Annotated in this window: 20 protein-coding genes, 2 tRNA genes and 1 pseudogene; 13 read left to right on the top strand and 10 right to left on the bottom strand. The window is 68.6% G+C overall.

Annotated elements, in window-relative coordinates; all coding sequences use genetic code 11:
- Positions 1–30 precede the first annotated feature (30 nt).
- The 3 genes from AC5RW2_RS16205 to AC5RW2_RS16195 form a co-directional block, all read right to left on the bottom strand.
- Complete coding sequence (locus AC5RW2_RS16205) at positions 31–4,443, bottom strand: ExeM/NucH family extracellular endonuclease (protein ID WP_494074212.1); 4,413 nt, start codon at positions 4,441–4,443, stop codon at positions 31–33.
- Between the two features lie 307 nt (positions 4,444–4,750).
- Complete coding sequence (locus tag AC5RW2_RS16200) at positions 4,751–5,251, bottom strand: septum formation family protein (protein WP_494002301.1); 501 nt, start codon at positions 5,249–5,251, stop codon at positions 4,751–4,753.
- Between the two features lie 190 nt (positions 5,252–5,441).
- A tRNA-Ser gene (locus AC5RW2_RS16195) sits at positions 5,442–5,529 on the bottom strand.
- A gap of 88 nt (positions 5,530–5,617) precedes the next feature.
- On the opposite strand from AC5RW2_RS16195, the gene AC5RW2_RS16190 reads away from it, so the two are divergent.
- From AC5RW2_RS16190 to AC5RW2_RS16170, 5 genes and pseudogenes are all read left to right on the top strand, one after another.
- Positions 5,618–6,598, top strand: a complete 981-nt coding sequence (locus AC5RW2_RS16190) for an NAD(P)H-quinone oxidoreductase (protein WP_494024634.1) — start codon at positions 5,618–5,620, stop codon at positions 6,596–6,598.
- Positions 6,599–6,680: 82 nt separating this feature from the next.
- Positions 6,681–8,979 (top strand): annotated as a pseudogene (locus AC5RW2_RS16185) (carbon starvation CstA family protein).
- Positions 8,979–9,185, top strand: a complete 207-nt coding sequence (locus AC5RW2_RS16180; RefSeq protein WP_494014752.1) for a YbdD/YjiX family protein — start codon at positions 8,979–8,981, stop codon at positions 9,183–9,185. The pseudogene AC5RW2_RS16185 and the gene AC5RW2_RS16180 overlap by 1 nt, the downstream one beginning before the upstream one ends.
- A 52-nt stretch (positions 9,186–9,237) precedes the next feature.
- Positions 9,238–9,876: a bacterial proteasome activator family protein gene (locus AC5RW2_RS16175; RefSeq protein WP_494024324.1), complete on the top strand. Its 639-nt coding sequence runs from the start codon at positions 9,238–9,240 to the stop codon at positions 9,874–9,876.
- Between the two features lie 5 nt (positions 9,877–9,881).
- Positions 9,882–10,337 (top strand): hypothetical protein, encoded by a 456-nt coding sequence (locus AC5RW2_RS16170; protein WP_494002306.1) that lies wholly within the window; start codon positions 9,882–9,884, stop codon positions 10,335–10,337.
- Between the two features lie 80 nt (positions 10,338–10,417).
- Here the strand turns inward: AC5RW2_RS16170 and AC5RW2_RS16165 are convergent.
- The 4 genes from AC5RW2_RS16165 to tmk all read right to left on the bottom strand — a co-directional run bounded on the left by AC5RW2_RS16165 (position 10,418) and on the right by tmk (position 13,965).
- Positions 10,418–10,493 (bottom strand) — tRNA-Thr (locus AC5RW2_RS16165).
- A gap of 90 nt (positions 10,494–10,583) precedes the next feature.
- A complete protein-coding gene (locus AC5RW2_RS16160) occupies positions 10,584–12,137 on the bottom strand; it encodes an alpha/beta hydrolase (protein WP_494024632.1) in 1,554 nt (517 codons plus the stop codon).
- Positions 12,138–12,178: 41 nt separating this feature from the next.
- Entirely contained in the window at positions 12,179–13,318 is a 1,140-nt protein-coding gene (locus AC5RW2_RS16155) for a DNA polymerase III subunit delta' (RefSeq protein ID WP_494024631.1), read from the bottom strand.
- Entirely contained in the window at positions 13,315–13,965 is a 651-nt protein-coding gene (gene tmk / locus AC5RW2_RS16150; RefSeq protein WP_494024630.1) for a dTMP kinase, read from the bottom strand. Before tmk ends, AC5RW2_RS16155 begins: the two co-directional genes overlap by 4 nt.
- 82 nt (positions 13,966–14,047) lie before the next feature.
- Between tmk and AC5RW2_RS16145 the strand changes: the two genes are divergently transcribed.
- Together AC5RW2_RS16145 and AC5RW2_RS16140 are read left to right on the top strand one after the other, a co-directional pair.
- Positions 14,048–15,214: a trans-sulfuration enzyme family protein gene (locus tag AC5RW2_RS16145; RefSeq protein ID WP_494074211.1), complete on the top strand. Its 1,167-nt coding sequence runs from the start codon at positions 14,048–14,050 to the stop codon at positions 15,212–15,214.
- A gap of 38 nt (positions 15,215–15,252) precedes the next feature.
- The gene (locus tag AC5RW2_RS16140) at positions 15,253–15,576 is read left to right on the top strand and encodes a DUF2516 family protein (protein WP_493976898.1); all 324 of its coding nucleotides are present in this window, start codon (positions 15,253–15,255) and stop codon (positions 15,574–15,576) included.
- A gap of 12 nt (positions 15,577–15,588) precedes the next feature.
- On the opposite strand, the gene AC5RW2_RS16135 is transcribed toward AC5RW2_RS16140, so the two are convergent.
- The gene (locus tag AC5RW2_RS16135) at positions 15,589–16,407 is read right to left on the bottom strand and encodes a class I SAM-dependent methyltransferase (RefSeq protein WP_494024628.1); all 819 of its coding nucleotides are present in this window, start codon (positions 16,405–16,407) and stop codon (positions 15,589–15,591) included.
- A 159-nt stretch (positions 16,408–16,566) separates the two neighbouring features.
- Here AC5RW2_RS16135 and AC5RW2_RS16130 point away from each other — a divergent pair, with 159 nt between their 5' ends.
- A complete protein-coding gene (locus AC5RW2_RS16130) occupies positions 16,567–17,325 on the top strand; it encodes a phosphoglyceromutase (protein ID WP_494024627.1) in 759 nt (252 codons plus the stop codon).
- A gap of 83 nt (positions 17,326–17,408) precedes the next feature.
- On the opposite strand, the gene phoU is transcribed toward AC5RW2_RS16130, so the two are convergent.
- Positions 17,409–18,068, bottom strand: coding sequence for a phosphate signaling complex protein PhoU (gene phoU, locus AC5RW2_RS16125; protein ID WP_494002321.1), 660 nt, complete (start codon positions 18,066–18,068; stop codon positions 17,409–17,411).
- A gap of 175 nt (positions 18,069–18,243) precedes the next feature.
- Here phoU and AC5RW2_RS16120 point away from each other — a divergent pair, with 175 nt between their 5' ends.
- Both AC5RW2_RS16120 and AC5RW2_RS16115 read left to right on the top strand, forming a co-directional pair.
- Positions 18,244–19,446: a sensor histidine kinase gene (locus AC5RW2_RS16120; RefSeq protein ID WP_494074210.1), complete on the top strand. Its 1,203-nt coding sequence runs from the start codon at positions 18,244–18,246 to the stop codon at positions 19,444–19,446.
- The gene (locus tag AC5RW2_RS16115; RefSeq protein WP_494002323.1) at positions 19,443–20,123 is read left to right on the top strand and encodes a winged helix-turn-helix domain-containing protein; all 681 of its coding nucleotides are present in this window, start codon (positions 19,443–19,445) and stop codon (positions 20,121–20,123) included. Before AC5RW2_RS16120 ends, AC5RW2_RS16115 begins: the two co-directional genes overlap by 4 nt.
- Before the next feature lie 81 nt (positions 20,124–20,204).
- Here AC5RW2_RS16115 and AC5RW2_RS16110 read toward each other — a convergent pair whose 3' ends face one another.
- Positions 20,205–20,777, bottom strand: a complete 573-nt coding sequence (locus AC5RW2_RS16110; protein ID WP_494024625.1) for a hypothetical protein — start codon at positions 20,775–20,777, stop codon at positions 20,205–20,207.
- Between the two features lie 256 nt (positions 20,778–21,033).
- On the opposite strand from AC5RW2_RS16110, the gene AC5RW2_RS16105 reads away from it, so the two are divergent.
- The 3 genes from AC5RW2_RS16105 (at position 21,034) to ispF (ending at position 22,879) form a co-directional block, all read left to right on the top strand.
- Complete coding sequence (locus AC5RW2_RS16105; protein WP_127513280.1) at positions 21,034–21,516, top strand: CarD family transcriptional regulator; 483 nt, start codon at positions 21,034–21,036, stop codon at positions 21,514–21,516.
- Positions 21,517–21,605: 89 nt separating this feature from the next.
- On the top strand, positions 21,606–22,376 hold the full coding sequence (ispD, locus tag AC5RW2_RS16100; protein ID WP_494024624.1) for a 2-C-methyl-D-erythritol 4-phosphate cytidylyltransferase: 771 nt from the start codon (positions 21,606–21,608) through the stop codon (positions 22,374–22,376).
- 2 nt (positions 22,377–22,378) lie between these two features.
- Positions 22,379–22,879, top strand: coding sequence for a 2-C-methyl-D-erythritol 2,4-cyclodiphosphate synthase (gene ispF, locus AC5RW2_RS16095; RefSeq protein WP_494074209.1), 501 nt, complete (start codon positions 22,379–22,381; stop codon positions 22,877–22,879).
- The last annotated feature ends 35 nt before the right edge of the window (positions 22,880–22,914 follow it).

Genomic DNA, 22,914 nt, shown 5'->3' with positions numbered 1-22,914 from the left:
CGGCGGGGGAGGGCCCACGCGCGTGTTTGTCTAACGGGCGCTGCCGCCTGCCCTGTCCTTGCCCATGTCCAGGCCCACGATGATCGGATCGTGGTCGCTGGCCCGGTAGGGGTCCGGCGCATAGAAGTCGGTGGCGTTGTAGTTGTACCGGCTGTACTCCAGCGCGATCGACTCCACCGAGTTGATGTTCCAGATGTCGGCGCCAATGACCTTCGCGTCCGCGGCGGGCGAGGCGAAGATGTAGTCCAGCGAACCGACCATGCCGCCGAAGCTGTAGCTGTGCTCGCCGGTCTTGGCGCCCTGGTCGACGTACCCGGCGTCGGTCAGGACCCTGATCGGGTCCTCCTTCGCGTAGGAGTTGAAATCGCCGGTCAGCAGCACCTTGTTGGTCCGGAACTGCTCCTGCAGCCGATCCGCGAAGTCCACCAGGGAATGCGCCTGCGCGGTGCGGGCGGCGTTCCAGGCGCCCTGGCCGTGGTCGGCGTTCTCGCCCGACTTCGGGCCGGAGCCCTTGGACTTGAAGTGGTTGGCAATCACGATGAAGGTATCCGAGGCGCCGTTCTTGGCCTTGAACGCCTGCGCCAGCGGCTTGCGGGCGTTGGCGAAGGCTGCGGTGTCGTTGTGGATCACCGACTCTCGCACCGTCTTTACCCCGTCCTTCTTGTAGATGAAGGCCGTGCGGATGAAGTCCTCATCCGCCAGCGCCGGCAGCTCCTCCGGCGACCGGACGTAGTCCCACCCGCCGTGCTGAGGCCCCTTGCCCGAATGCTTGCCGTGGTGGCGGGTGTCGCCCAGGTCCGCATTCAGAGCCTCGGTCAGCGCGGCCAGGGCGGCGTCGCGGTCCTTGCCGAACTGCGCGGAGTTCTCGATCTCCTCCAGCGCCACGATGTCCGCGTCCAGCGCATTAATGGCTGCCACGATCTTGTCCTGCTGGCGTTCCAGGTTCGCCGCGTCCCAGGCGCCGCGGGCGTCGCAGTTCCGGGCCGTGACCGGGTTGCCATCACGGTCCGTGAAGGCACCGCATCCCGCCACCTGATCGCCGGTGGTCGTGAAGTAGTTCAGCACGTTGAAGGAGGCCAGCTTCACACCGCCAACCTGTTCCGGAGCATCAGTGCGGGTGTTCTGGAACGACGCCGGCTGGACGCTTTCCGCGTTCTCCACCGTCAGGTGTCCCAGCGGCTGGAAACGCCAGAGATCGAACCGGTAATCCAGCACTACGTTGGTGGTGAATGTGGCCGGGGACCCCACCCGGACCGGATCCTGGGCGGAGAGGTAAGGCAGCGGGATGTCCTTGTTGGCGTCGGCGCCCAGGTAGTTGACGCTTGAGCCGTCGTCCAGCGTGACGGCCAGGGCGGCGTTCTTCTCGGTTTCGGCCCAGAACGCGTCCGAACCGTAGGTCCCGACGGCGGTCGGCTGCACCAGCGGGGAGTTTCCGGCGGCCAGGCCGATTTCACCGTACTGGTTCAGGGAGTAGTTGTCGGTGACGGTGAAGCCGCCCTGGGGAGCCAGTAGCATGCCCTCGAACTTCTCGCGCTCGTCGTCGGTGGCGGGCCAACCGATGGCGGCCGCCTTCGGGGCCGCGGCCGCCTCGGTGAGCAGCTTCAGTCCGTCGGCGGCCACCGTGAGCTCGGTCAGGCCGTGGAACTCGCTGACCTTGCCCGTGACCTCCACGAAGTCGCCGGCCTTCACCTGGCCGACCGTGGCGGGGGAGTAGACGAAGACGGCATCGGACGCCGTCCGGGCTGCCGCGTCGGTGTCGCCGCCGGTGCCTTCCGTCTGGAGGTAGTAGCCGTCAAAGCCGCCCGTGGAGTAGGCGGCGGTGACCACGCCCCGGGTGGTCACGGTCTGGCCGGCCAGCGGGGACTGCGTGCCGGTGCCTTGGATGTCGGCGATGGCCACGGACCGCGGCTGCGGTGCGGGATCGCCGCCGCCGTCGCCCCCGCCGGCGCCCTGCGGGGTGATGTCTTCGCTGAGGCTGAAGTCCGCGGAGTTGTTGTCGGTGTCCGTTCCCTCCGCGCGGTTCAGCGACCGCACGTCCTGGTTGTTGTCCGGCGCTTGGGCCGCTTCGGTTTCAAAGGTGTTCGAGGTGCCGTAGCCCAACAGGTCCACCACGTTGGCGCGGTCGACGACCGAGCCGGTGCCCAGGTCCGCCACCGCACCGGCCTGGTTCGACAGCACCAGGGTGCCTCTCGTGCCGGACGGGGCCATGCCGGTCACCAGGTCAGGCTCCGGCAGCTCTTCGCCGTTGCTGCCGTTGGAGTTGGCCTGCACCAGATAGTGTCCGCCGGCCTTGATGCTGCCGGACAGTTCTGCCACGGCACTGGGGTTTCCGGTGCCGGTGGCCGAGCGGTATTGCAGCGACCAGCCGTCGAGGCTGATGTCGGCATCCGTGGGATTGTACAACTCCACAAACTTGTTCCGGTAGGCTGCGCCGGCGCTGCCGCCGGACAAATAGGCTTCGTTGATCACTACATGGTCGGCGCCGATGTCTCTGGCGATAAGGGTGGTGGGCAGCCGGAAGGTGGTTCCGGACGCGTCCGCGGTCAATGTGAAGTAGCCGCCGTCCAGCGCGGACGGTGCGGTGAACTCAAGGGAGGCAGCGCCGTCGGCCACCGGGAAGGTGCCCAGCGTGGTCCTGGTGCCGGCGGCGTCGACGTAGGCCAGCGACACCTCGGTGGTGACCGGGGCGCCCAGCGACGTCAGGTCCAGCTTGGCCACCTGCACGCTGACCTTTTGGCCGGGACTGACGGATTCCGGCGCGCCGGTGAGCTGCACGCTGCGCCGGGCGAAGTCCGGGGAGAGCGGGCTGTTGCCCCGGAGGTAGGTGATCCACGCGTCGCGGTCCACCAGTCCCGAGTCGCGGGTGTCGGTTCCGTCGTTGAAGATGTGGAAATTGTCGCCGCCCTGGGCAAGGAAGCTGAAGGTGCCCACGCGGTAGCCGCGTTCCGGGTCCAGCGGTTCGCCGTTGACCCAGACGCCGGTGATGCGTTCCCCCTCGGGCAGGGCCGGGTCGTAGGTGTAGTTGACGTTCTTGCTCAGGCCAAGCTGCAGGTAGGCGCGGCTCGGCACGTCGCCGGCGGCGGTGCGCTGCCACTGCTGCTCCAGCATGGCCTGGACCTGCGCGCCGGTCAGGGTGGTGGTCCAGAGGTTGTTCAGGAAGGGCAGCACCGCGTTGGCCTCGGCGTAGGTGACGGTGCCGTCGGGCGCGTAGTAGAGCTCGTTGCGCAGGCCGCCGGGGTTAACCACGCCGATTTCCGCGCCGCCGCGTTCGGCGGAAGACAGCGATGCCAGCAGCGAGTCGGCGACGAGGTTGCCCAGCGTCGATTCGGAGGCGCGGTCGTCGCGGTCCGGCTCCGTGCCGGCATCCGGCCCGTCGGGCAGGAACGCGGTGGTGATGTCGGCGGTGACGGAGCCGACGGGCTGGGCGCCGATCTCCGCGGCGTGCTCGAGTGCGGCCTGGACGATCGAGGATACCTCGGCCGCCCGCGGGTACGCGGCCACCAGGTCACCGTCGGCGGTCTTGGTGCGCGGCACCACGGCCCCGGTGTGCGCCACGACCTCGTCCGTCGCGGCGTCATAGCTCAGCTGCACCTGGCCGATGTTTTCGCCGTAGGAGCCTGCCTGCACCACGGGTCGGGTCTTGCCCTCCGCGCCCGGGACCGGGGCGTCGAAGCTGTAGGCCTGGTGGGTGTGGCCGTTGAAGATGACGTCAACGTCCGGGCTGGTCTCGTTGACGATCCGGTTGAACACGGCGCTGGCGCCTGCCGCGCCGCCCAGATCGGTGTTGGTGTTCGCTCCCTCGTGGAAGGACGCGATGATGACGTCGGCTTCGTCGCCTTCGCCGTCGGTCAGCTGGGCCGCCACCCGGTTGACGGCGTCCACCGGGTCGCCGAACTCCAGGTCCGCGATCCCGCCCGGGGACACCAGCGAGGAGGTTTCCTCCGTGACCACTCCAACCACGCCGACGCTCACGCCGCTGACCGTGACCAGCTCGTACTCGGGCAGGGCCGGCTCCGTGGTGTCGGCCCGGTACACGTTGGCGCCCAGTTGCGGGTAGTCGGACGCGGCCGCCACGCGGTCGGTCAGGTCCGCGAAGCCGCCGTCGAACTCGTGGTTGCCCACCGCCGTCGTCGCCAATTCCAGGGCGTTGAGCACATCGATGGTCGGTTGGTCCTGCTGCGTGGAGGACGCGAAGACGGACGCGCCGATGTTGTCGCCGGCGGAGGTGAACAGTGTCCCCTCGGGGTTTTGCGCGCGGAGCTGCTCCACGGTGCCGGCGAACTTGACGGTGTTCGCGTCGATCCGGCCGTGGAAATCGTTGATGCTCAGCAGGTTCAGCTCGACCGGGTCGGCCGCGTGCGCAGGCAACGCGGCGAAAGGCGCCGCCACCAACCCTGCCGTCAGGACCGCCGCCAGCGCGGTCTTCGGTGATGAAGTAGCCATGTGGCCCTATCTCTCAGGTGGAAGTAATGCTCCTCGAACCGCAGGGAAGGGCTGCGGCACAGCTGGTTGCACGGTGCACAGGGCGCACCGCCCCCAGTCCAGCGGGCACGGATGAACGGGAGGTTACCCGAGGGCTAGAAGCAGTGGAAGACTTATGCGAAAGAACGTTTAAATTCGCAGAGGAACGGCTCCCGCTCTTGACAGGAAGGCCGGGGCGACGTCCGGGTAGCTAGCTTTGGGACGCTAGCCGGAGCTACCTAGCCGCAGTTACCACCGGGAAGGTACCTCCAGGGCGACGGCCGGGACGTTACCGCCGGGCATCCTTCAGCGTGCCGGTGACGGGCTTCGAGCCTTCCTCGCCGAGCAGGCACAGCAGCTCCCGGTCCTCCTCGCCGGTCCAGCTGGCCTCGGTCGGGTTGAGGTAGGTCAGCTCCAGTGCCGAATCGTCGTAGGGGATGCCGGCGAAGGCCTCGAACTCGGCCACGCAGAACTCCTCGGCCTTGGCCGCCACTTCCTTGTCGCCGGGAAAATCGCCCTCGGGCAGGTTGCTGGCGGCAAACGCCTCCAGCTCGTGGGCCTGGTCGCACGGGACGAACTCCACCTCGGTCAGGCGGTCGGTGTCCGGATTGTTCAGGCAGTCGCCCACCTTGATGGCGTAGGCGCCGGCAGCGGCGGCCTCCGTCACCGCACCGGATTCATCCCGCGGCGGTTCCTCCGTTTCACCCCCGCAGCCACTAAGCAGCGCCAGAAGGACGACGGCGGTGGCCGCCTTGAGGGGGCGGCGGACGGGTGCTGGCTGACTGGGCACGGGTGGACTCCTCAAGCTTTGGTGCGAACGACTCCTAGCCGAGGGTATACCGGGGGACCGCCGGGCCAGAATACTTGACGCCGGATGGCCGGCGTCCGGACCATGCGCCCGACGGGCCCGGGACCGCGGCCGGGTGTGGGAGCCAAATGCAGCAGGTGCCCGGGCGAAACGGCCGGACACCTGCTGGAAGCGGAAGGTATGGGATTTGAACCCATGAGACGGGGTTACCGCCTACTGGTTTTCAAGACCAGCTCCTTCGGCCGCTCGGACAACCTTCCTCACCTTGTAGTCTGACACGGAGGGGTCTACCCGGGCAAAGCGCGCAGGCACGGGGTTTTGATGCCCCGGACAAGGCGAAAGGCTGGTATGAAGGCGGTTTTCTACGACGGAGCAGGCGGACCCGAGGTCCTGAACATGCGGGAGACCGAAGCACCGCAACCAACCGAGGGCGAGGTGGTGATCGACGTCGCCGCCGCGGGAGTGAACCGCGCCGACGTCCAGCAGCGCCTGGGCGTCTACCCGCCGCCGCCCGGTGCGTCCGAGATCCCCGGCTTGGAGGTGTCGGGCCGGGTATCGGCGGTCGGCACGGGGGTCGGCGGGCTTCGGGTGGGCGACGAAGTATGTGCCCTCCTGGCTGGCGGCGGCTACGCCGAGCAGGTGGCGGTTTCGGCGGGTCAGGTGCTGCCGGTCCCGCGGGGAATCGATGTGGTGACGGCCGCGGCCCTGCCGGAGGTGGCGGCCACCGTCTTTTCCAATCTCTTCATGGCCGCGGGCGTGCAGGCCGGGGAAACGGTGCTCATCCACGGCGGCGCCGGCGGCATCGGCACGATGGCCGTCCAGCTGGTTGCCGCTTTCGGCGCGATCCCTGCCGTGACGGCTGGCAGCCGGGAAAAGCTCGACGTCGCGCGCGGGCTGGGTGCCGAGGTGCTGATCAACTACCGCGAGGAAGACTTCGTGGAACGGATCAAGGACGCCACCGGAGGCCGGGGCGCCGACGTCATCTTGGACGTGGTGGGTGCCAAATACCTGCAGCGCAACGTGGACGCGCTCGCCACCTCCGGGCGGCTGGTGGTGATCGGGCTGCTGGGCGGGGCCAAGGCCGAACTGAACCTCGGCCAGTTGATGGCCAAGCGCGGGGCGGTCATCGGCACGACCCTTCGGGCCAGGCCTGCTGAGGAGAAAGCCGCCATCGTGCGGGCGGTCGCCGAGCATGTCTGGCCGCTGGTCGTCTCCGGCGACGTCAAACCACAGGTGCACCGCACGTTCGCCCTGTCGGAGGCGGCGGCGGCCCACGAGTACTTCGATTCCGGCGAACACACCGGCAAGATCCTGCTCACTACCCCCTGAAATCGGCCTTCCCGTTCCCTCCAAGCGACGTCGCTGCTACGGTGCTTCGTAAAAGCGGACGGCGTTCCACGAGGGGAGCATCATGAGCGAGAAATTCAGCGGACCCCGGCCCGGGCAACCCGGGAGGAATGGTCCCGCATCCGACGTCCTGGTGCAGGATCCCACCCTGCCGCCGGTAGCGCTGGATCCGGCCGCGGAGGCCGAGGGCCCACAGGTGGACCCCGACCAAGATCGTGATCTGGGTGGCCATCGCCCTGCTCGGGGCCGTGAGTTGGAGTATCCTCGCGTTTTCGCGGGGCGAAACGATTAACGCGATCTGGTTCGTCTTCGCGGCCGTCTGCACGTACTTCATCGCCTACCGGTTCTACTCCAAGTTCATCGAGAACAAGCTCACCCGCCCCAACGACCTGAGGGCGACGCCGGCAGAGTACAACGCGGACGGCAAGGACTACGTCGCGACGGACCGCCGCGTGCTCTACGGCCACCACTTCGCCGCAATCGCGGGCGCCGGTCCGCTGGTCGGGCCCATCCTGGCGGCGCAGATGGGTTACCTGCCGGGCACCCTGTGGATCATCGTGGGCGTGATCCTGGCCGGGGCGGTGCAGGACTACCTCGTGCTGTTCTTCTCCATGCGCCGGGGCGGCCGTTCGCTGGGCCAGATGGCCCGAGAGGAACTCGGCGTGATCGGCGGCACCGCGGCCCTGATCGCCACGCTGACCATCATGATCATCATCGTGGCGATCCTGGCCCTGGTCGTGGTGAACGCCCTGGGCGAGTCGCCCTGGGGTGTCTTCTCGGTGGCGATGACCATCCCCATCGCCATCTTCATGGGCATCTACCTGCGTTTCCTCCGGCCGGGCAAGGTCAGCGAGGTCTCCCTCATCGGCTTCGTGCTGCTGATCGCCGCCATCATTGGCGGCGGGATGATCGCGGACACCGAGTGGGGCGCGGCGGTCTTCACGCTGGACCGGACCACCATCGCCTGGGGCATCATCATCTACGGCTTCATCGCGGCGGTACTGCCGGTGTGGCTGCTGCTGGCCCCGCGCGACTACCTCTCCACCTTCATGAAAATCGGCACCATCCTGATGCTGGCGCTGGCCATCGTGCTCGTGCGCCCGGAAATCAACGTGCCGGCGTTCAGCGAGTTCGCGGGCCGCGACGACGCCCCCGTGGTGGCCGGTTCGCTGTTTCCCTTCCTGTTCGTCACCATTGCCTGCGGCGCACTCTCGGGATTCCATGCGCTGATCTCCTCCGGGACCACGCCCAAGATGGTGCAGAAGGAGAGGCAGACCCGCTTCATCGGCTACGGCGGAATGCTGATGGAGTCCTTCGTGGCCATCATGGCGCTGGTCGCGGCCATCTCGATCGACCGCGGTATCTACTTCGCGATGAACGCCTCCGCGGCGGCCACCGGCGGCACGGTGGAAGGCGCGGTAGCCTTCGTCAACGGCCTGGGCCTGGCCGGCGTCAACCTGACGCCGGACATGCTCACCGACCTGGCCAGCAACGTCGGCGAGGAATCGGTGGTTTCGCGCACCGGCGGCGCGCCCACCCTCGCCGTCGGCCTCGCACACATCATGCAGGGACTGATCGGGGGCATCGGGATGATGGGCTTCTGGTACCACTTCGCCATCATGTTCGAGGCGCTGTTCATCCTCACCGCGGTCGACGCCGGAACCCGCGTGGCCCGCTTCATGCTGCAGGACACCGTCGGCAACGTCCTGCCGAAGTTCAAGAACATGTCCTGGCGTCCCGGCGTCTGGATCTGCACGGCCATCATGGTGGCGGGTTGGGGCTACATCCTGATCCTGGGTGTCACCGATCCGCTGGGCGGCATCAACACGTTCTTCCCGCTCTTCGGCATCGCCAACCAGCTGCTGGCGGCCATCGCGCTCGCGGTCTGCCTGGCCATCGCGGCCAAGCGCGGGGCGTTCAAGTATCTGTGGATTATCGGGCTGCCGCTGGCCTTCGCCGCCGTGATCACCATCTGGGCCTCGATCCTGAAGATTTTCAGCTCGGATGTGAAGGTGGGCTACTGGGCCAACCACATCGCCCACCGCGAAGCCTTGGCAGCCGGCGAGACGAGCCTCGGAAACGCATCCTCCGTGCAGGAGATGGAGGCGGTGGTCCGCAACACCGCGGTGCAGGGCACGCTGTCCATCGTGTTCGTGGTGCTGACCATCATCGTCATCGCCACCGCCCTCATCGCCACCTATAAGTCCTGGCGGCTGGGCGGGGAACCCTCGCACGAGGACCCCGCGGTGGTCTCCGCCATCTACGCGCCGGCCGGCTTCCTGGCCAGCCGGCCGGAGAAGGAACTGGAAAGGCAATGGAACGAACTGCCGGCCGACACCGGGCGGGCCAAGGCGGGCCACTGATGTCCGGCGTCATCTGGCCCCGCGCCCGGAGCGGCTGGCAGAGGTTCGCCTGGTTCTTCCAAGGGGTGATGGGCGAGCACGCATACCAGGACTATCTTCGGCACCACCGGCGGGCACATCCCGGCACGGAGCCGATGAGCGAGCGTGAGTTCTGGCGGGACAAGACGGACCGGCAGGAGAACAACCCGCAGGGACGCTGCTGCTGACCGGGGCCGGCTATGCTCTGCGCCCGCTGTCCGTCTCTGGCAAGATGAAAACATGAGCGAAGAGCAGACGCCGCAGCCGGCAGAACCGGTCATCCTCCCCGCGCTGCCCAGCGGCCACAGCCCGGCCGGCGGAGAGCCCCCGAGCCCGGGGCCCGGTCCCGCCGCGCGGCGGCCCGGCCGCGGCAATTCGGCGCTGGCCGACCTGGTCGATGAACCGGCGAAGGTCATGCGGATCGGCACGATGGTCCGCCAACTGCTCGAGGAAGTGCGCAGCGCCCCGCTGGACGACGCGGCCCGGGTACGCCTGGCCGAAATCCATGAGCGGTCCGTCAAGGAGCTGGAGGACGGGTTGGCACCGGAGCTGATCGAGGAACTGCACCGGATCAACCTGCCGTTCACCGACGACTCCACGCCGTCGGACGCCGAGCTGCGCATCGCCCAGGCGCAGCTGGTCGGCTGGCTGGAGGGCCTCTTCCACGGCATCCAGACCGCCATCGCGGCGCAGCAGGCCCTCAACCAACAGATGGCGGCCCGCATGCAAATGCGCCAGCTGCCGCCCGGCACCATGATCGCGCCCGGCGTCGTGATTGGCGACGACGGTGAACCGCGACGGGCCACCGGAGCCGAGGGGGAGAACGCCGGCTCGGTGCAGGGCGGCGAACGGCACGCCGGACCCGGACAGTACCTGTAGGGCCGGTGGCGCTCTTCGGTGCCGCCCGGCAGGCCCGCCGGGAGGATAAGGAACTCGGCAAGGGCATTTGGCGCCGCGCGCACGACCGCTTCCGGCGCGCCTTGGAGCGCTACCACCAGGTCCTCGAGGGTGTGGAGGACGACGGCCTCTACGGCGAGCTGCTGCCGGTAGCCGACCAGCTCGCCGGCCTCCTGCCACGGGTGCGCAGTTGCTGCACGACCGCCCAGTCGCTGCATCCCACCGACGGACTGGATATTCCCGGCGGCGTGCTGGCAGATGTCCACCGCAGCCTTTCCAGGGCAGGCAACTCCCTGGCGGCGGCCGCACAGGCCGCGGCGATGGTCAGGCTCGGCGGCAGCCAAGGCTACGAAGCCGGCGTCGAGAACGTGCGCCGGCGCGCCGCCGTTGTGCTCGCGGACCTGGCCGATGCCGAGCGCCTGCTGGCCGGCCTGAAGCGCTGACCCACAGCCTGCCTACGCGCGGCGGAATCCGGGAAACAAAAAAGCCCTCCGCCGGCTGCCTGCCGTGCGGAGAGCTTCGATGGAGCCCCCTGCCAGAATCGAACTGGCGACCTTTTCATTACGAGTGAAACGCTCTACCGACTGAGCTAAGGAGGCGGGGATTGTGACCGTTTCCGGGCCGAATCCACGAAGAACAACTATATGGGAGCCGTGCCGGGCCGGTCAAAACGACCGGCCCGCGTTGGCTCAGGAGCAGACGGTGCCCTCGGCCGGCATGGTGCCGTCGGCGAAGTAGCTGTCCACCGCATCGCGGATGCAGGTGTTGCCCCGCCCGTACGCCGTGTGGCCTTCGCCCTCGTAGGTCAGCAGCGTGGCCGACGCCAGGTCTTCGGCCATGGATTCGGCCCACTCGTAGGGGGTGGCCGGGTCGCCGGTGGTGCCGATCACCAGCATCGGCGCGGCCCCCTCGGCGTGGATCGGGGCGCGTTCACCGGTGGGCTCGTACGGCCAGTTCTTGCAGTTCACCCCGCCGTAGGCCAGGTAGCGGCCGAGGGTGGGGGAGGCCTGCTCCAGTTCCTTGGCGTCCTCGCGCATGGCGGCCAAATCGGTCTCCATCGGATAGTCCAGGCAGTTGACCGCCATGAAGGCGAACGTGCCGTTGCTGGTGTAGCGGCCGTCGGGGGCGCGTCCGGCGCTGCTGTCTGCGAACGACAGCACGGTGCTGGGATCGCCCTGGAATGCATGCGTTAGCGCCTGCGTGAGACGCGGCCAGCTGGCGTCGTCGTACAGCGGCACCAGCAGGCCGGAGACAAAGGTGCCGACCGGGACCAGCCGGCCGTCCGACGCGGTGAGCGGGCTCTCCTCGACGGAGCGAATCAGGTCGCGCAGCTGGGCCACGGCGTCGTCCACGCCGCCGCTCATCGGGCAGCCGGCATTCTCCAGGCAAAACTCCGCGTAGGCGTGGATGGTGTCCTCGAAGGCGGCCGCCTGGCCCAGCGTGATCTGCTCGTTGCTCAGCGAGGGATCCAGCGCACCGTCCAGCACCATTCGCCCGGTCCGCTCCGGGAACAGCCCCGCGTAGGTGGCACCCAGGAACGTGCCGTAGGAGAAGCCCAGGTAGTTCAGCTTTTCGTCGCCGACGACGGCCCGGATGATGTCCATGTCCTTGGCGGCGCTGACCGTGTCCACGTGGCCCAGGACCTCGCCGGTCTTCTCCGCGCACTGGGCGGCGAGCTCGGCCGCATCGTCGATCGCCCGCTGGAGGTCCTCGACCGAGTCGCGGTCGTACTCCGTCTGCCGGGACTCGTCGCGTTCGGCGTCGGTCTGGCAGGTCACCGGCGCCGAGCGTTGCACGCCCCGCGGATCGAAGCCGACCAGGTCGTACTCGCTCCGCAGCTGCTCGGAAAACATCGTCTGGAGGCCGTCGCGCAGCAGGTCGTAGCCGGAGCCGCCGGGCCCGCCCGGATTGACCAGGATTGACCCCTGCGCCGAACCGCCGGCGTCGCTGCGGATGGCGGCGATCTGGATGCTTTCGCCGCCGGGGTCCGCGTAGTCCAGCGGCACGTCGACGTCCGCGCACTCCAATCCGCTCTCGCACGGCTGCCAGTCGACGTCCTGCGTGTAGTACGGCATCAGTTCTTCGGCCACCCCGTTGGTGACCTGCGCCGGGTCCGCGGTTTCGCGCTCCTGTTCCGGGGCGATCACGGAACAGCCGGTGCCCAGCAGGAGGACGACGGCGGCCAGCACCGCTGCTGGGGAACGGCGCGTTGAAGCGGGGTGCCTGGGGCGGGTGCGGGGCATGCGGGCGGCTCCTGGATAGTGCTGCGTGCGGGTCCGGGGACTCAGAGCAGGCTGACGGCCATGGCTTCCATGGCCAGGACGGGGGCAACGTTGGTGCCCAGGCGCTGCCTGGCCTGGGCAATGGCGTCCATCCTGCCCAACGTCTGTTCGGGGGTGGATCGTTCCGCGTAGGCGGTCAGATCCTGGCGCAGGTATTCGTTGACCAGTTCGGTGCCGGTACCCAGCTGGAGGGTGAGCACGTCGCGGAAGAACGTGCTCAGGTCGATCATCACCCGGTCCAGCGAGTCGCTGACACTGCGCTTGGCGCGGCGTTTCTGGTCTTCCTCCAGCCGCTTGAGCTGGCTGCGGATTGCCGGCGGCATGGCGCCCTTCTCGGGTGCCCCGAGCGCGACCAGCAGTGACTCGCGCTCGGCCTCGTTGCGCTGTTCGGAGGCGGCCGCGGCGTCGGCATTGGAGATCTCCACGAGTTCGCCTGCGGCGGTGACGGCGTCGGCCACACCGCGCAGCCGCAGCGGCAGCCGCACAATCGTGTCGCGGCGGTGGCGGGCATCGGCGTCGGTGGCCAGGCGGCGGGCGACGCCGATGTGGCTCTGCGAAACCCGGGCGGCGAAGCCGGCCAGCTCGGGATCCGCGCCGTCCCGGCGGACCAGGAGGGCGGCGACGTCGTCGGGCGGCGGAATGCGCAGGCTGACCGGGCGGCAGCGCGAGCGGATGGTCACCAGGACGTCCGCAGGGCTGGGCGTGCACAGGATCCAGATGGTCCGCGGGGGCGGTTCCTCGATGGCCTTGAGCAGCACATTGGTGGTGCGCTCGGTCATCCGGTCCGCGTCCTCGATGATGATCACGCGCCAGCGCCCCGAGGACGGCTTGTCCTGCGCCTTGCCGACCAGTTCGCGCATCTCCTGAATGGAGAACGTCACGTTCTCGGTGGCCACCAGGGTGGCATCGGCATTGGAACCGGCCAGCACCGTGCGGCAGGCATGGCAGGCCCCGCAGCCGCGTTCGGCCGGATCCGCGTGGTCGCACAACAGCGCCGCGGCGAAGGACTTGGCGGCGTTGCTGCGGCCGGAGCCGGGCGGGCCGGTAAAGAGCCAGGCGTGCGCGGGGCGTTCGGCGGCGGCCGCCCGGCTGAGCTGTTCGATTACCGCGGCCTGGCCGGGCAAGTCGGACCAGACGCTCATGCCAGCAGCTCCCGCACCCGGGCCATGATCGCCACGGTCAGGTCGTCGCGGTCGGCGGCGGCGTCCAGCACCAGGTACTTCTCCGGGGCTGCGTCGGCCAGTTCCACAAAGGCGTCCCGGATCCGGGAGTGGAAGTCGTCGGCCTCTGACTCCAGCCGGTCCTCGGCGGCATCCCCGGCCGTGCGCCGCTCGCGGCCCTGCTGCGGGGCAACGTCCAGCAGCACGGTCAGGTCGGGCAGCAGCCCGTCCGTGGCCCACAGGTTGAGCTCCCGCACCGCCGCCAGTCCGAGCCCGCGGCCGGCACCCTGGTACGCCACCGAGGAGTCGATGAACCGATCGCAGACCACCACATCGCCGCGCTCCAGCGCCGGCCGAATGACCTGTTCCACGTGGGCGGCCCGGGAGGCGGAGAAGATCAGGGCCTCGGTGCGGGCGTCGATCTCGCCGTGGCCGTGTTCGAGCACCAGCGCGCGCAGCTTTTCCCCCACGGGGGTGCCGCCTGGTTCCCGGGTACGGAGCACCGTCCGGCCCATCGCCTGCAGACGCTGTTCGACGGCGGCGGCCTGGGTTGATTTTCCGGCCCCGTCCCCGCCTTCGAATGCGATAAAGAGGCCGCGTGCGGTGGCGGGCTGGCGGTCGGAACTCACCTGATTAGCCTAGCGGGAATCGCCGGGGCCCGCGGGACGGTCACAGTTAGCGTGTGGATGGCGGTGGTACTAATGTGCTCTCATGACCGACGCCTTCTCCCACGGCCGCCAGGATGCCGGGCAACTCGCCCCGGACACCGTTGTGGTTTCCTCCGGACGGCCGCCCCGCGACCACGACGCACCGGTCAACCCGCCGCTGGTGTTGTCCTCCACGTTCTTCGGCCGGGGCGAAGTGGTGCAGGGGGACCGCGCCTACGGCCGCTACTCCAACCCGACCTGGGATCCGTTCGAAGAAACCCTGGCCGGGTTGGAAGGCGCGTCCCTGCCCGGACTGGTCTTCGCGTCCGGGCTCGCGGCCGTTTCGGCCGCGCTGTCGCTGCTCCCTCCCGGCGGCGTGCTGGTGATGCCGCGGCACAGCTACCAGGGCAGCCTGGCCATTGCCGAGCAGCTGGCCGGGCGCGGGGAACTGCAGTTGCGCACGGTGGACATCGCGGACACCGCCGCCGTCACGGCTCAGTTGGCCGGCGCCGACATGCTCTGGCTGGAAAGCCCGACCAACCCGATGCTCGAGATCGCCGAAGTGGAGGTGCTCGCCCGGGCTGCCCACGCGGCCGGCGCCCTGGTGGTCGCGGACAACACCTTCTCCACACCCTTGGGCCAGCGTCCGCTGGCGGCGGGGGTCGACGTCGTCGTGCATTCGGTGACGAAGTACCTGGCCGGCCATTCGGACGTGGTGCTCGGCGCCCTCGTGACGTCCGACGAGGACCTACGCTCGAAGCTGCTGGTGCACCGGTCGCTGCGCGGCGCCATCGCCGGACCGTTCGAGACCTGGCTGGCACTGCGCGGCGTGCGGACCCTGGCGCTGCGGGTGGAACGCTCCCAGGCCACTGCCGGCGAGCTGGCCCGGAAACTGCAGCAACACCGGGCCGTGGAGGCCGTGCGCTACCCGGGCCTGCCCGAAGACCCGGGGCACGCCCGCGCAGCGGCGCAGATGGACGGCTTCGGCTCCATCATCGCCATTCAGGTCAAGGGCGGGGCGGCGGCCGCGGACAAGGTCATTGACGCGCTCAGGCTGTGGCTGCCGGCGACCTCGCTGGGCGGCGTGGAATCGCTGATCGAGCGGCGCCGCCGCCATGTCAACGAACCCGGGAGCGTTCCGGAGAACCTGCTGCGGCTGTCGGTGGGAATCGAGAACCCCGCCGACCTCTGGGCGGACCTGGACCAGGCACTCGCCGCGGCGGACGTGTGAGGCTGCCGAAACGCACCCCCACCGGTTAGGCTTAAGCCGTGCTACTCGCCTACGACATCCAATACTGGCTCTACACGGTCCTGGGGCTGGTCGCCCTGGTGATCGAGATATGGGCGCTGGCGGATTGCGTGGGCCGCAAGGCCGACTACTTCCAGGCCGCATTCAAGAAGACCAAGGGCTTCTGGGTTGGCGTGCTGGCAGCCTCCACGGCGGTCGGGGCCCTGGCCGCGTTGGGCGCCGGCGGCCTGGGCACGTGGATGATCTTCCAACTGGCCGCCGTTGCCGCTGCCGGCGTGTACCTGGCGGACGTCAAGCCCGCCCTGATCGAGGTCAAGGGCGGCGGGTCCGCCTACCCCTGGTAGGTTCTGCCTCACTCACCCCGCGGGCGCGACGGCGTGCCACGCCACGGTGACTTCCCCCAGCCGCCACCTCGACGGCCCGTCGAGAAGCGGCCACCCGGCGTCGTGCATCCTCTGGCACATGGCCAGCCAGCGCTGCCGGGTTCCGAACGCGGCCAGCGGAGCCGCGTCTGCCCACGCGCGGTCCAGCGCCTGCAGGTAGCGGTGCACCCGCTCGCCGGGAACATTGTGGTGGATCAGCGCCTTGGGCAGCCGCTCGGCCACCTCGGAGGGCCGGCAGAAGGCGCCGAACCGCAGCGAGATGCTCAGCGAGAGCGGCCCTTCCGGCGCCACCGCGATCCAGGTGGCGCGGCGGCCGATCTCATCGCAGGTGCCGTCGATGAACAGCCCGCCCGGCGCCAGCCGTCCCCGCACCGTGTCCCACGCCGCGCCGTACTCGGATTCCGGGTACTGCCGCAGCACGTTAAACGCGCGGACCACCGCTGGCCGCCGGCCTGCCACCGGGATTTCGAAGCCGCCCTGCCGGAAGGTCAGGCCAGGCCGCTCCAAGGCCTTGGCCACGGCGACGCGTGCCGGCTCAATCTCGATCCCGATCACCTCAATGTCGAGGCGCACCCGGGACAGGCGGTGGTGGAGTTCGACGGCGGTGGTTGGCGCCGCCCCATAGCCCAGGTCGATGACGAGCGGGTCCGCCGACCGGCGGAGGCAGCCGGCGGCCGGACCGGCCAGCCAGCGGTCCGCGCGGCGCAGCCGGTTGGGACTGGTGGTGCCGCGGGTGGCCGTGCCGATGGGTCGGCGGACGGGACGGCTGGCGGCGGCGGTCGTCTGAGGCACGAGAAAAAAGAATAGGGGCACGGCGGGCCCGCACAGGCCGCTACGGGCCGGATGTGCGCAAGGTCACTGGCGGGAATCGCGGGACTGCCCCCGGGTTTGACTCCGTAATGTCATGCCGCTGCCGCCGGTGCCGTGCGGTGCTCCGCTAGGATGGCAGCCATGACTTCCACCTCGAAACACACGCTGGTCCTGTTGCGCCACGGGCAGAGCGACTGGAACGAAAAGAACCTGTTCACCGGCTGGGTCGACGTCCCGCTGACCGACCTGGGACGCAAGGAAGCGCACCGCGGCGGCGAGCTGCTGGTCGAGCACAATCTGCTTCCCGACGTCCTGTACACCTCGCGGCTGAAGCGGGCCATTGTCACGGCCAACCTCGCGCTGGAGGCCGCCGACCGCAGCTGGATCGACGTCAAGCGCAGCTGGCGGCTGAACGAGCGCCACTACGGCGCCCTGCAGGGCAAGGACAAGGCGCAGATCCGCAATGAGTTCGGCGAGGAACAGTTCATGGTCTGGCGCCGGTCCTACGACACGCCGCCGCCCGCCCTGGACGACGCCAGCGAATGGTCGCAGGTCAACGACCCCCGCTACGCGGATCTGGGGGACGCCGTGCCGCGGACCGAATGCCTGAAGGATGTGCTGGAGCGCTTCCTGCCGTACTGGGAATCGGACATTTCCGTGGACCTCAAGGCGGGCAAGACCGTGCTCGTGGCCGCGCACGGCAACTCGCTGCGCGCCCTGGTCAAGCACCTGGACGGCATCAGCGACGAAGACATCGCGGGGCTGAACATCCCCACCGGCATCCCGCTGGTGTACGAGCTGGACGAGAACCTGAAGCCCGTCACCGCCGGCGGCACCTACCTGGATGCCGCGGCCGCGGCGGAAGCCATCCAGGCCGTGGCGAACCAGGGCAAGAAGTAGCCACACGCCAAGAAGTTGCCACACGCTTAAGCAGGAAGGCCGGCTCCCCGCGGGGAGCCGGCCTTCCTGCTTAAGGTCCTGCGTTACACGGACTGGCCGTTGGGACGCCACTCGCCGGTGACCAGGTAGGTCACCTTGCGGGACACGGAGACGCCGTGGTCGGCGAAACGCTCGAAGTAACGGCTCGCCAGCGAGACGTCCACGGTGGTCGGCCCGGAGGAGTTCCAGGCCGGATCGGCAATCGCCTTGAAGACGCCGGCATGCAGCTCATTGATGCGGGAGTTGTACGTGTCGATCTGGGCGGCGAGGTCCAGGTCGCGGGTCTCGAGCAGCTCGGTCAGCTTCTCGGAGATCGCAATGTCCTTCTCGGCGAACTCCCGGAACGTGTCGCGCAGCGAGGCGGGGATCACGAGGTCGGGATAACGCAGCCGGACCAGTTGCGCGATGTGCCGGGCGAGGTCGCCCATCCGCTCCAGCGAGGCGCTCATCCGCAGGGCGCCGACAATCATCCGCAGGTCCGAGGCGACCGGACCCTGCAGCGCCAGGATGTCGATGGAACGCTCGTCCAGGTCCGTCTGGAGGAAATCGATCCGGGCGTCGGCGGCAATGACTTCCTGGGCCAAATCGATGTCGGCGGTGTCGAGCGCCGTGGTTGCCTTCTGCATCGCCTCGGTGACCAACCGGGAAATCTCTACCAGCTGCTCTCCGACTTGATGGAGTTCGGCCTGGAAAACCTTGCGCACTGGCGTCCTTTCGCTTGTGTACGTGGAGCATAGGGGTCCTAGCATCCCACTGGCTTCATACCCTCTCAGCCCGCGGTGAACTATTACGCCACCTCAAGTGAACGTTAGTTGAACGGGGAGGCGATTGCTACCGGAACGGCCCTGGGACGTGCCCGGCTGCGCCTAAGCTAGAGGCGTGGATCCACTGATATTCGGCTTGCTGGCAGGGCTCGTGGGCTTGGTGCTGGGCAGCTTCGGTGTGCTCGCCTTCGGCCTGAGCGATCGCCAACGGCGGCGCCTGCAGGAAGTGGACGAACCGACGCTGCCGGACGGTGCCGCCGAGGTGCTGTCCGTCGTCGGCCGCGCCTATGTAGTGGTGGACGCGATCGACGGCGTGGTCCGGGCCAGCCCCGCCGCTTATGCCTTCGGTTTGGTCCGCGGGCACACCGTGGTGCATTCCGAGTTGCTCGACCTGACCGCCCGAGTGCGCCGCGACGGCGTGATCGAGGAGCGGCAACTGGAGCTACCGCGCGGTCCGCTCGGCCAGGGCACGATTGTGGTCCAGGTGCGCGTGGCACCCATCGGCGAGGAGTACATCCTGCTGCTGGCCGATGACCGGACGGAGATAACCCGCACCGAAGCGATGCGCAACGACTTCGTGGCCAACGTGTCCCACGAATTGAAGACCCCGGTCGGAGCCATCTCGCTGCTGGCCGAGGCCATCGACGACGCCGCCGACGACGAGGAAGCGGTGCGCCGCTTCGCCGGCCGCATGCACAAGGAGTCGCGCCGGCTGGGCGCCCTGGTGCAGGACATCATCGAGTTGAGCCGGCTGCAGGGCGCGGACGTGGTGCAGGACGGTACCGAGGTGGACCTGAATGCCGTGGTGGCCGAGGCCGTGGACCGCAACAAGCTGATGGCCGAAAGCCGGCACATCGAACTGTCGGTGGGCGGGAAGATTGACGGGCCGGTCTTCGGCGATGCCGAACTGCTGACCACCGCGTTCCGGAACCTGATCGACAACGCGATCCGCTACGCGCCCGAACGGAGCAAGGTGGGTGTGGGGCTGCGCATGCGCGAAGGGCTGGCCACTGTCTCGGTGACCGACCAGGGCCCGGGCATCACCCCCGATCAGCAAGACCGCATCTTCGAACGGTTCTACCGGATCGACGATGCCCGCTCGAGGCAAACCGGGGGAACCGGCCTGGGCCTGAGCATTGTCAAACACGTCATCTCCCAGCACGGCGGGGAAGTGTCGGTGTGGTCGCAGCCCGGACAGGGCTCAACCTTCACCGTGCGGCTGCCGGAAATGGAGCAGGAAGACGGCGGCACCACAGAATCCGTGGAGCCGCGCACGCAGGGCGCCGGTGTGGCGCATGAACAAGGAGTCGGTGCTTGACCCGCATTCTGGTCGTCGAAGATGAAGAATCGCTGAGCGATCCGTTGAGCTATCTGTTGGGCAAAGAGGGCTTCGAAGTCGAGGTGGTGGATAACGGATTGGACGCCATTGTTGCGTTCGACCGCTCCGGAGCGGACCTGGTCCTGCTGGACCTGATGCTGCCGGGACAGTCCGGAACCGAGGTGTGCCGGCAGCTGCGGCAACGCTCCGCCGTTCCGGTCATCATGCTCACCGCCAAGGACTCGGAAATCGACAAGGTGGTGGGGCTGGAACTCGGTGCCGACGACTATGTCACCAAGCCCTACTCCTCGCGCGAGCTGGTGGCCCGGGTCCGCGCGGTACTGCGCCGCCAGGCCGAACCGGAAGAACTGGTGCCCAATGCAGTCTCTGCCGGACCGGTGCGGATGGACGTGGAACGGCACGTGGTCAGCGTGGACGGCGAGCCGGTGTCGCTGCCGCTGAAGGAGTTCGAACTGCTGGAGATGCTGCTGCGCAACTCCGGCCGGGTCCTGACGCGCGGGCAGCTGATCGACCGCGTATGGGGCTCCGACTACGTGGGCGACACCAAAACCCTGGACGTGCACGTCAAGCGGCTGCGCAGCAAGATCGAACCCGATCCTTCCGCGCCCCGCTACCTGGTCACCGTGCGCGGGCTGGGCTACAAGTTCGAACCGTAAACCGAGGGCCTCAGCACGGCAAAAGGCCGGGCAGCTTCCCGAAAGGGAAGCGGCCCGGCCTTTTGTGAAGCGATGGCAGGGTTAGGCGCCGGCCTCTTCGGCGGGCTCGCCGGTCGGCTCTTCCGTGGCGCCGTCTGTCGGTGAGGCGGTCTCGGCAGGCGCCGCGGTTTCCGTGGGCTCGGCCGACGGAACGAAGTCCCGGTACTCCGGCAGCGTGCCGTCGAGCACCGGCACCAGCACGTCGGCGGACTCGTTGTTCACGCGGACGGTGATGTCCACCAGGGCGCCGGGAGCGGCACCCGGGCTGCCGACGATGGTCTCGTTCTCATCCTCTTCGAAGATGACCTTCCCGTCTGCCGGGATGGTGACGGTGGCGGTGCTGCCCGGGCCGGTCAGGGCCATCTGCACGGGAGAATCGGAGGTGTTGAAGGCGGTACCGAGGACACGGGCGGGGGCGTCGGCAGACTCTGCGACGACCAGCAGGTTGCGCAGTCCGATCGAGCCGACGTTGGCCACGATGCCGTCGCTGGCGGAGTAGGACTTGGTGGTGGCCTGTTCGTTGATTGCGCCGCATCCGGTCGATGCGAGCAGGGTGAGCGCGGCGGCGCCTGCTACAAGGGTGCGCTGCACACGGTTCTTCGGCGCAATCTTCACGGCAGAAACTCCTCAGTCAAAGTCAGGGTGCGGTGCTGCAGATCTAGGCAGCTTGCCTCGCCTAGCCTATCGGCAAACCGGTGAAAAGTAGGATTCGACGCCGGTAGGTACCCGCGGGCGAAGCACCAAATCCGCTATCCGTCAAGGGGGCAAAGCGCGGCATTCTAACGCTCGGACGGGCGTAGAGGCCTGCAAACTCGCGGAAGTGGCCAAACCATCCGTGATAAACTGGTGGTCGGGAAAGGGGATACTACAGATGGTATTTGAGGTCGGCGAGACAGTTGTTTACCCTCACCACGGTGCCGCAAAGATCGAAGAGATCAAAATGCGCACCATCAAAGGTGAAGAGAAGATGTATCTCAAGCTCCGGGTTGCCCAGGGCGATCTGACGATTGAAGTACCGGCGGAAAACGTGGATTTGGTCGGCGTCCGCGATGTGGTGGGCAAGGAAGGCCTCGAGCATGTGTTCGATGTGCTCCGTGCCGAGTTCACCGAGGAACCGACCAACTGGTCCCGCCGCTACAAGGCGAACCTGGAAAAGCTGGCCTCCGGCGATGTCATTAAGGTGGCGGAAGTTGTCCGCGACCTGTGGCGCCGGGACCACGACCGCGGCCTTTCCGCGGGCGAGAAGCGGATGCTGGCCAAGGCGCGCCAGATCCTGGTTTCCGAACTCGCCCTCGCGGAGAAGACCGACGAAGACAAGGCAGCCGAGGTCCTCGACGAGGTTCTCGCCTCCTGACCACGCTCCAAGCGGCCGGCGTCCAGCACTGGAAGCCGGCCGCTTTTTCGTGGCCGAACCGCCCGGCCGCGCCCCATTAGGCTAAAGGGGTGAGCACAGCAAGCACGTCCCTGGGCGTGATCATCGTGGCGGCCGGCTCGGGCACCCGCCTCGGCTACGGCCTGCCCAAGGCCCAGGTCCCGTTGGCCGGCGAACCGATCCTCTCCCACGCGCTGCGGGGAGTGCTGGCGGCCGGCATCGCGTCACGGATCTGTGTGGCCGTCCCGCCCGGCGACACCGCCCTGCGGCAGCTCTGCGGTGGCTTCGCCGCGCAGTATCCCCACACCCCGATCTCCGCGGTCGACGGCGGTGCCACCCGGGCCGCCTCGGTCGCCGCCGCGCTCCGCGGGCTGGGCGACGGCATGTCCGGGGTCCTGGTGCACGACGCGGCCCGGGCGCTGACCCCGCCCGAGGTCTTCGAACGGGTCGCCGCCGCGCTGGCGGCCGGCGCGCGCGCCGTCGTTCCGGCGGTGCCGGTGGTGGACACCATCAAGGAGGCCGCGCCGAGCACCGGCGCCGGGGCAGAAATCTCGTCCGAGAAGGTGGCGGCCACCGTGGACCGCACCCGGCTGCGCGCCGTCCAGACACCGCAAGGGTTCGACGCGGCAACCCTGGCGGTGGCGCACCGGAGCCTGGCGGGCATGGCCCCCGAGGAGGCCGCCGCCATCACCGACGAAGCCCTGTTACTGGAGCGTCACGGCATCGACGTGATGCTGGTGCCCGGCTCCGCACGGGCCTTGAAAATCACCACGCCGTTGGATCTGACCGTGGCGGAGGCCCTGCTGGCCGCCGGCCGGCCCCGACCCGTCATGAAAGGCTGACCGTGCCCGACTTCCCGTTTCCCCTCCCGCGCACCGGAATCGGTGTGGACGTCCACGCTTTCGCCCCGGACTCCGACCCGCAGCCGTTGTGGCTGGGCGGCCTGCTGTGGGAGGGGGAGCGAGGCCTGGCCGGCCACTCCGACGGAGACGCCGCCGCCCACGCCGCCGCGGATTCGCTGTTTTCCGCGGCCGGGATCGGAGACCTCGGCACGCACTTCGGCACTGACCGTGCCGAGTACGCCGGCGCCTCGGGGGTCCGGTTGCTGTCAGAAGCGGCGCGGATCGTCCGCGAGGCGGGGTTCGAGATTGGCAATATCGCGGTCCAGTTGGTCTGCAATCGCCCCAAGTTCGGGCCGCGCCGGTCCGAATCCGAGGCGGTGCTCAGTGAGGCCGCCGGTGCGCCGGTCAGCGTTTCGGCGACCACCAGCGACGGGCTGGGATTCACCGGCCGCGGCGAGGGGATCGCGGCGGTGGCCACCGCCGTCGTCGTGAAGCTGCCGTAGCAGGGTGCGTTCGCACCGGCGTGGCGGCCGCGGCT

The sequence above is a fragment of the Arthrobacter sp. B0316-1-20 genome (assembly GCF_059091865.1).
Note: the sequence above shows the minus strand (reverse complement) of the source record. Positions and strands in the feature narration are given on the sequence as shown.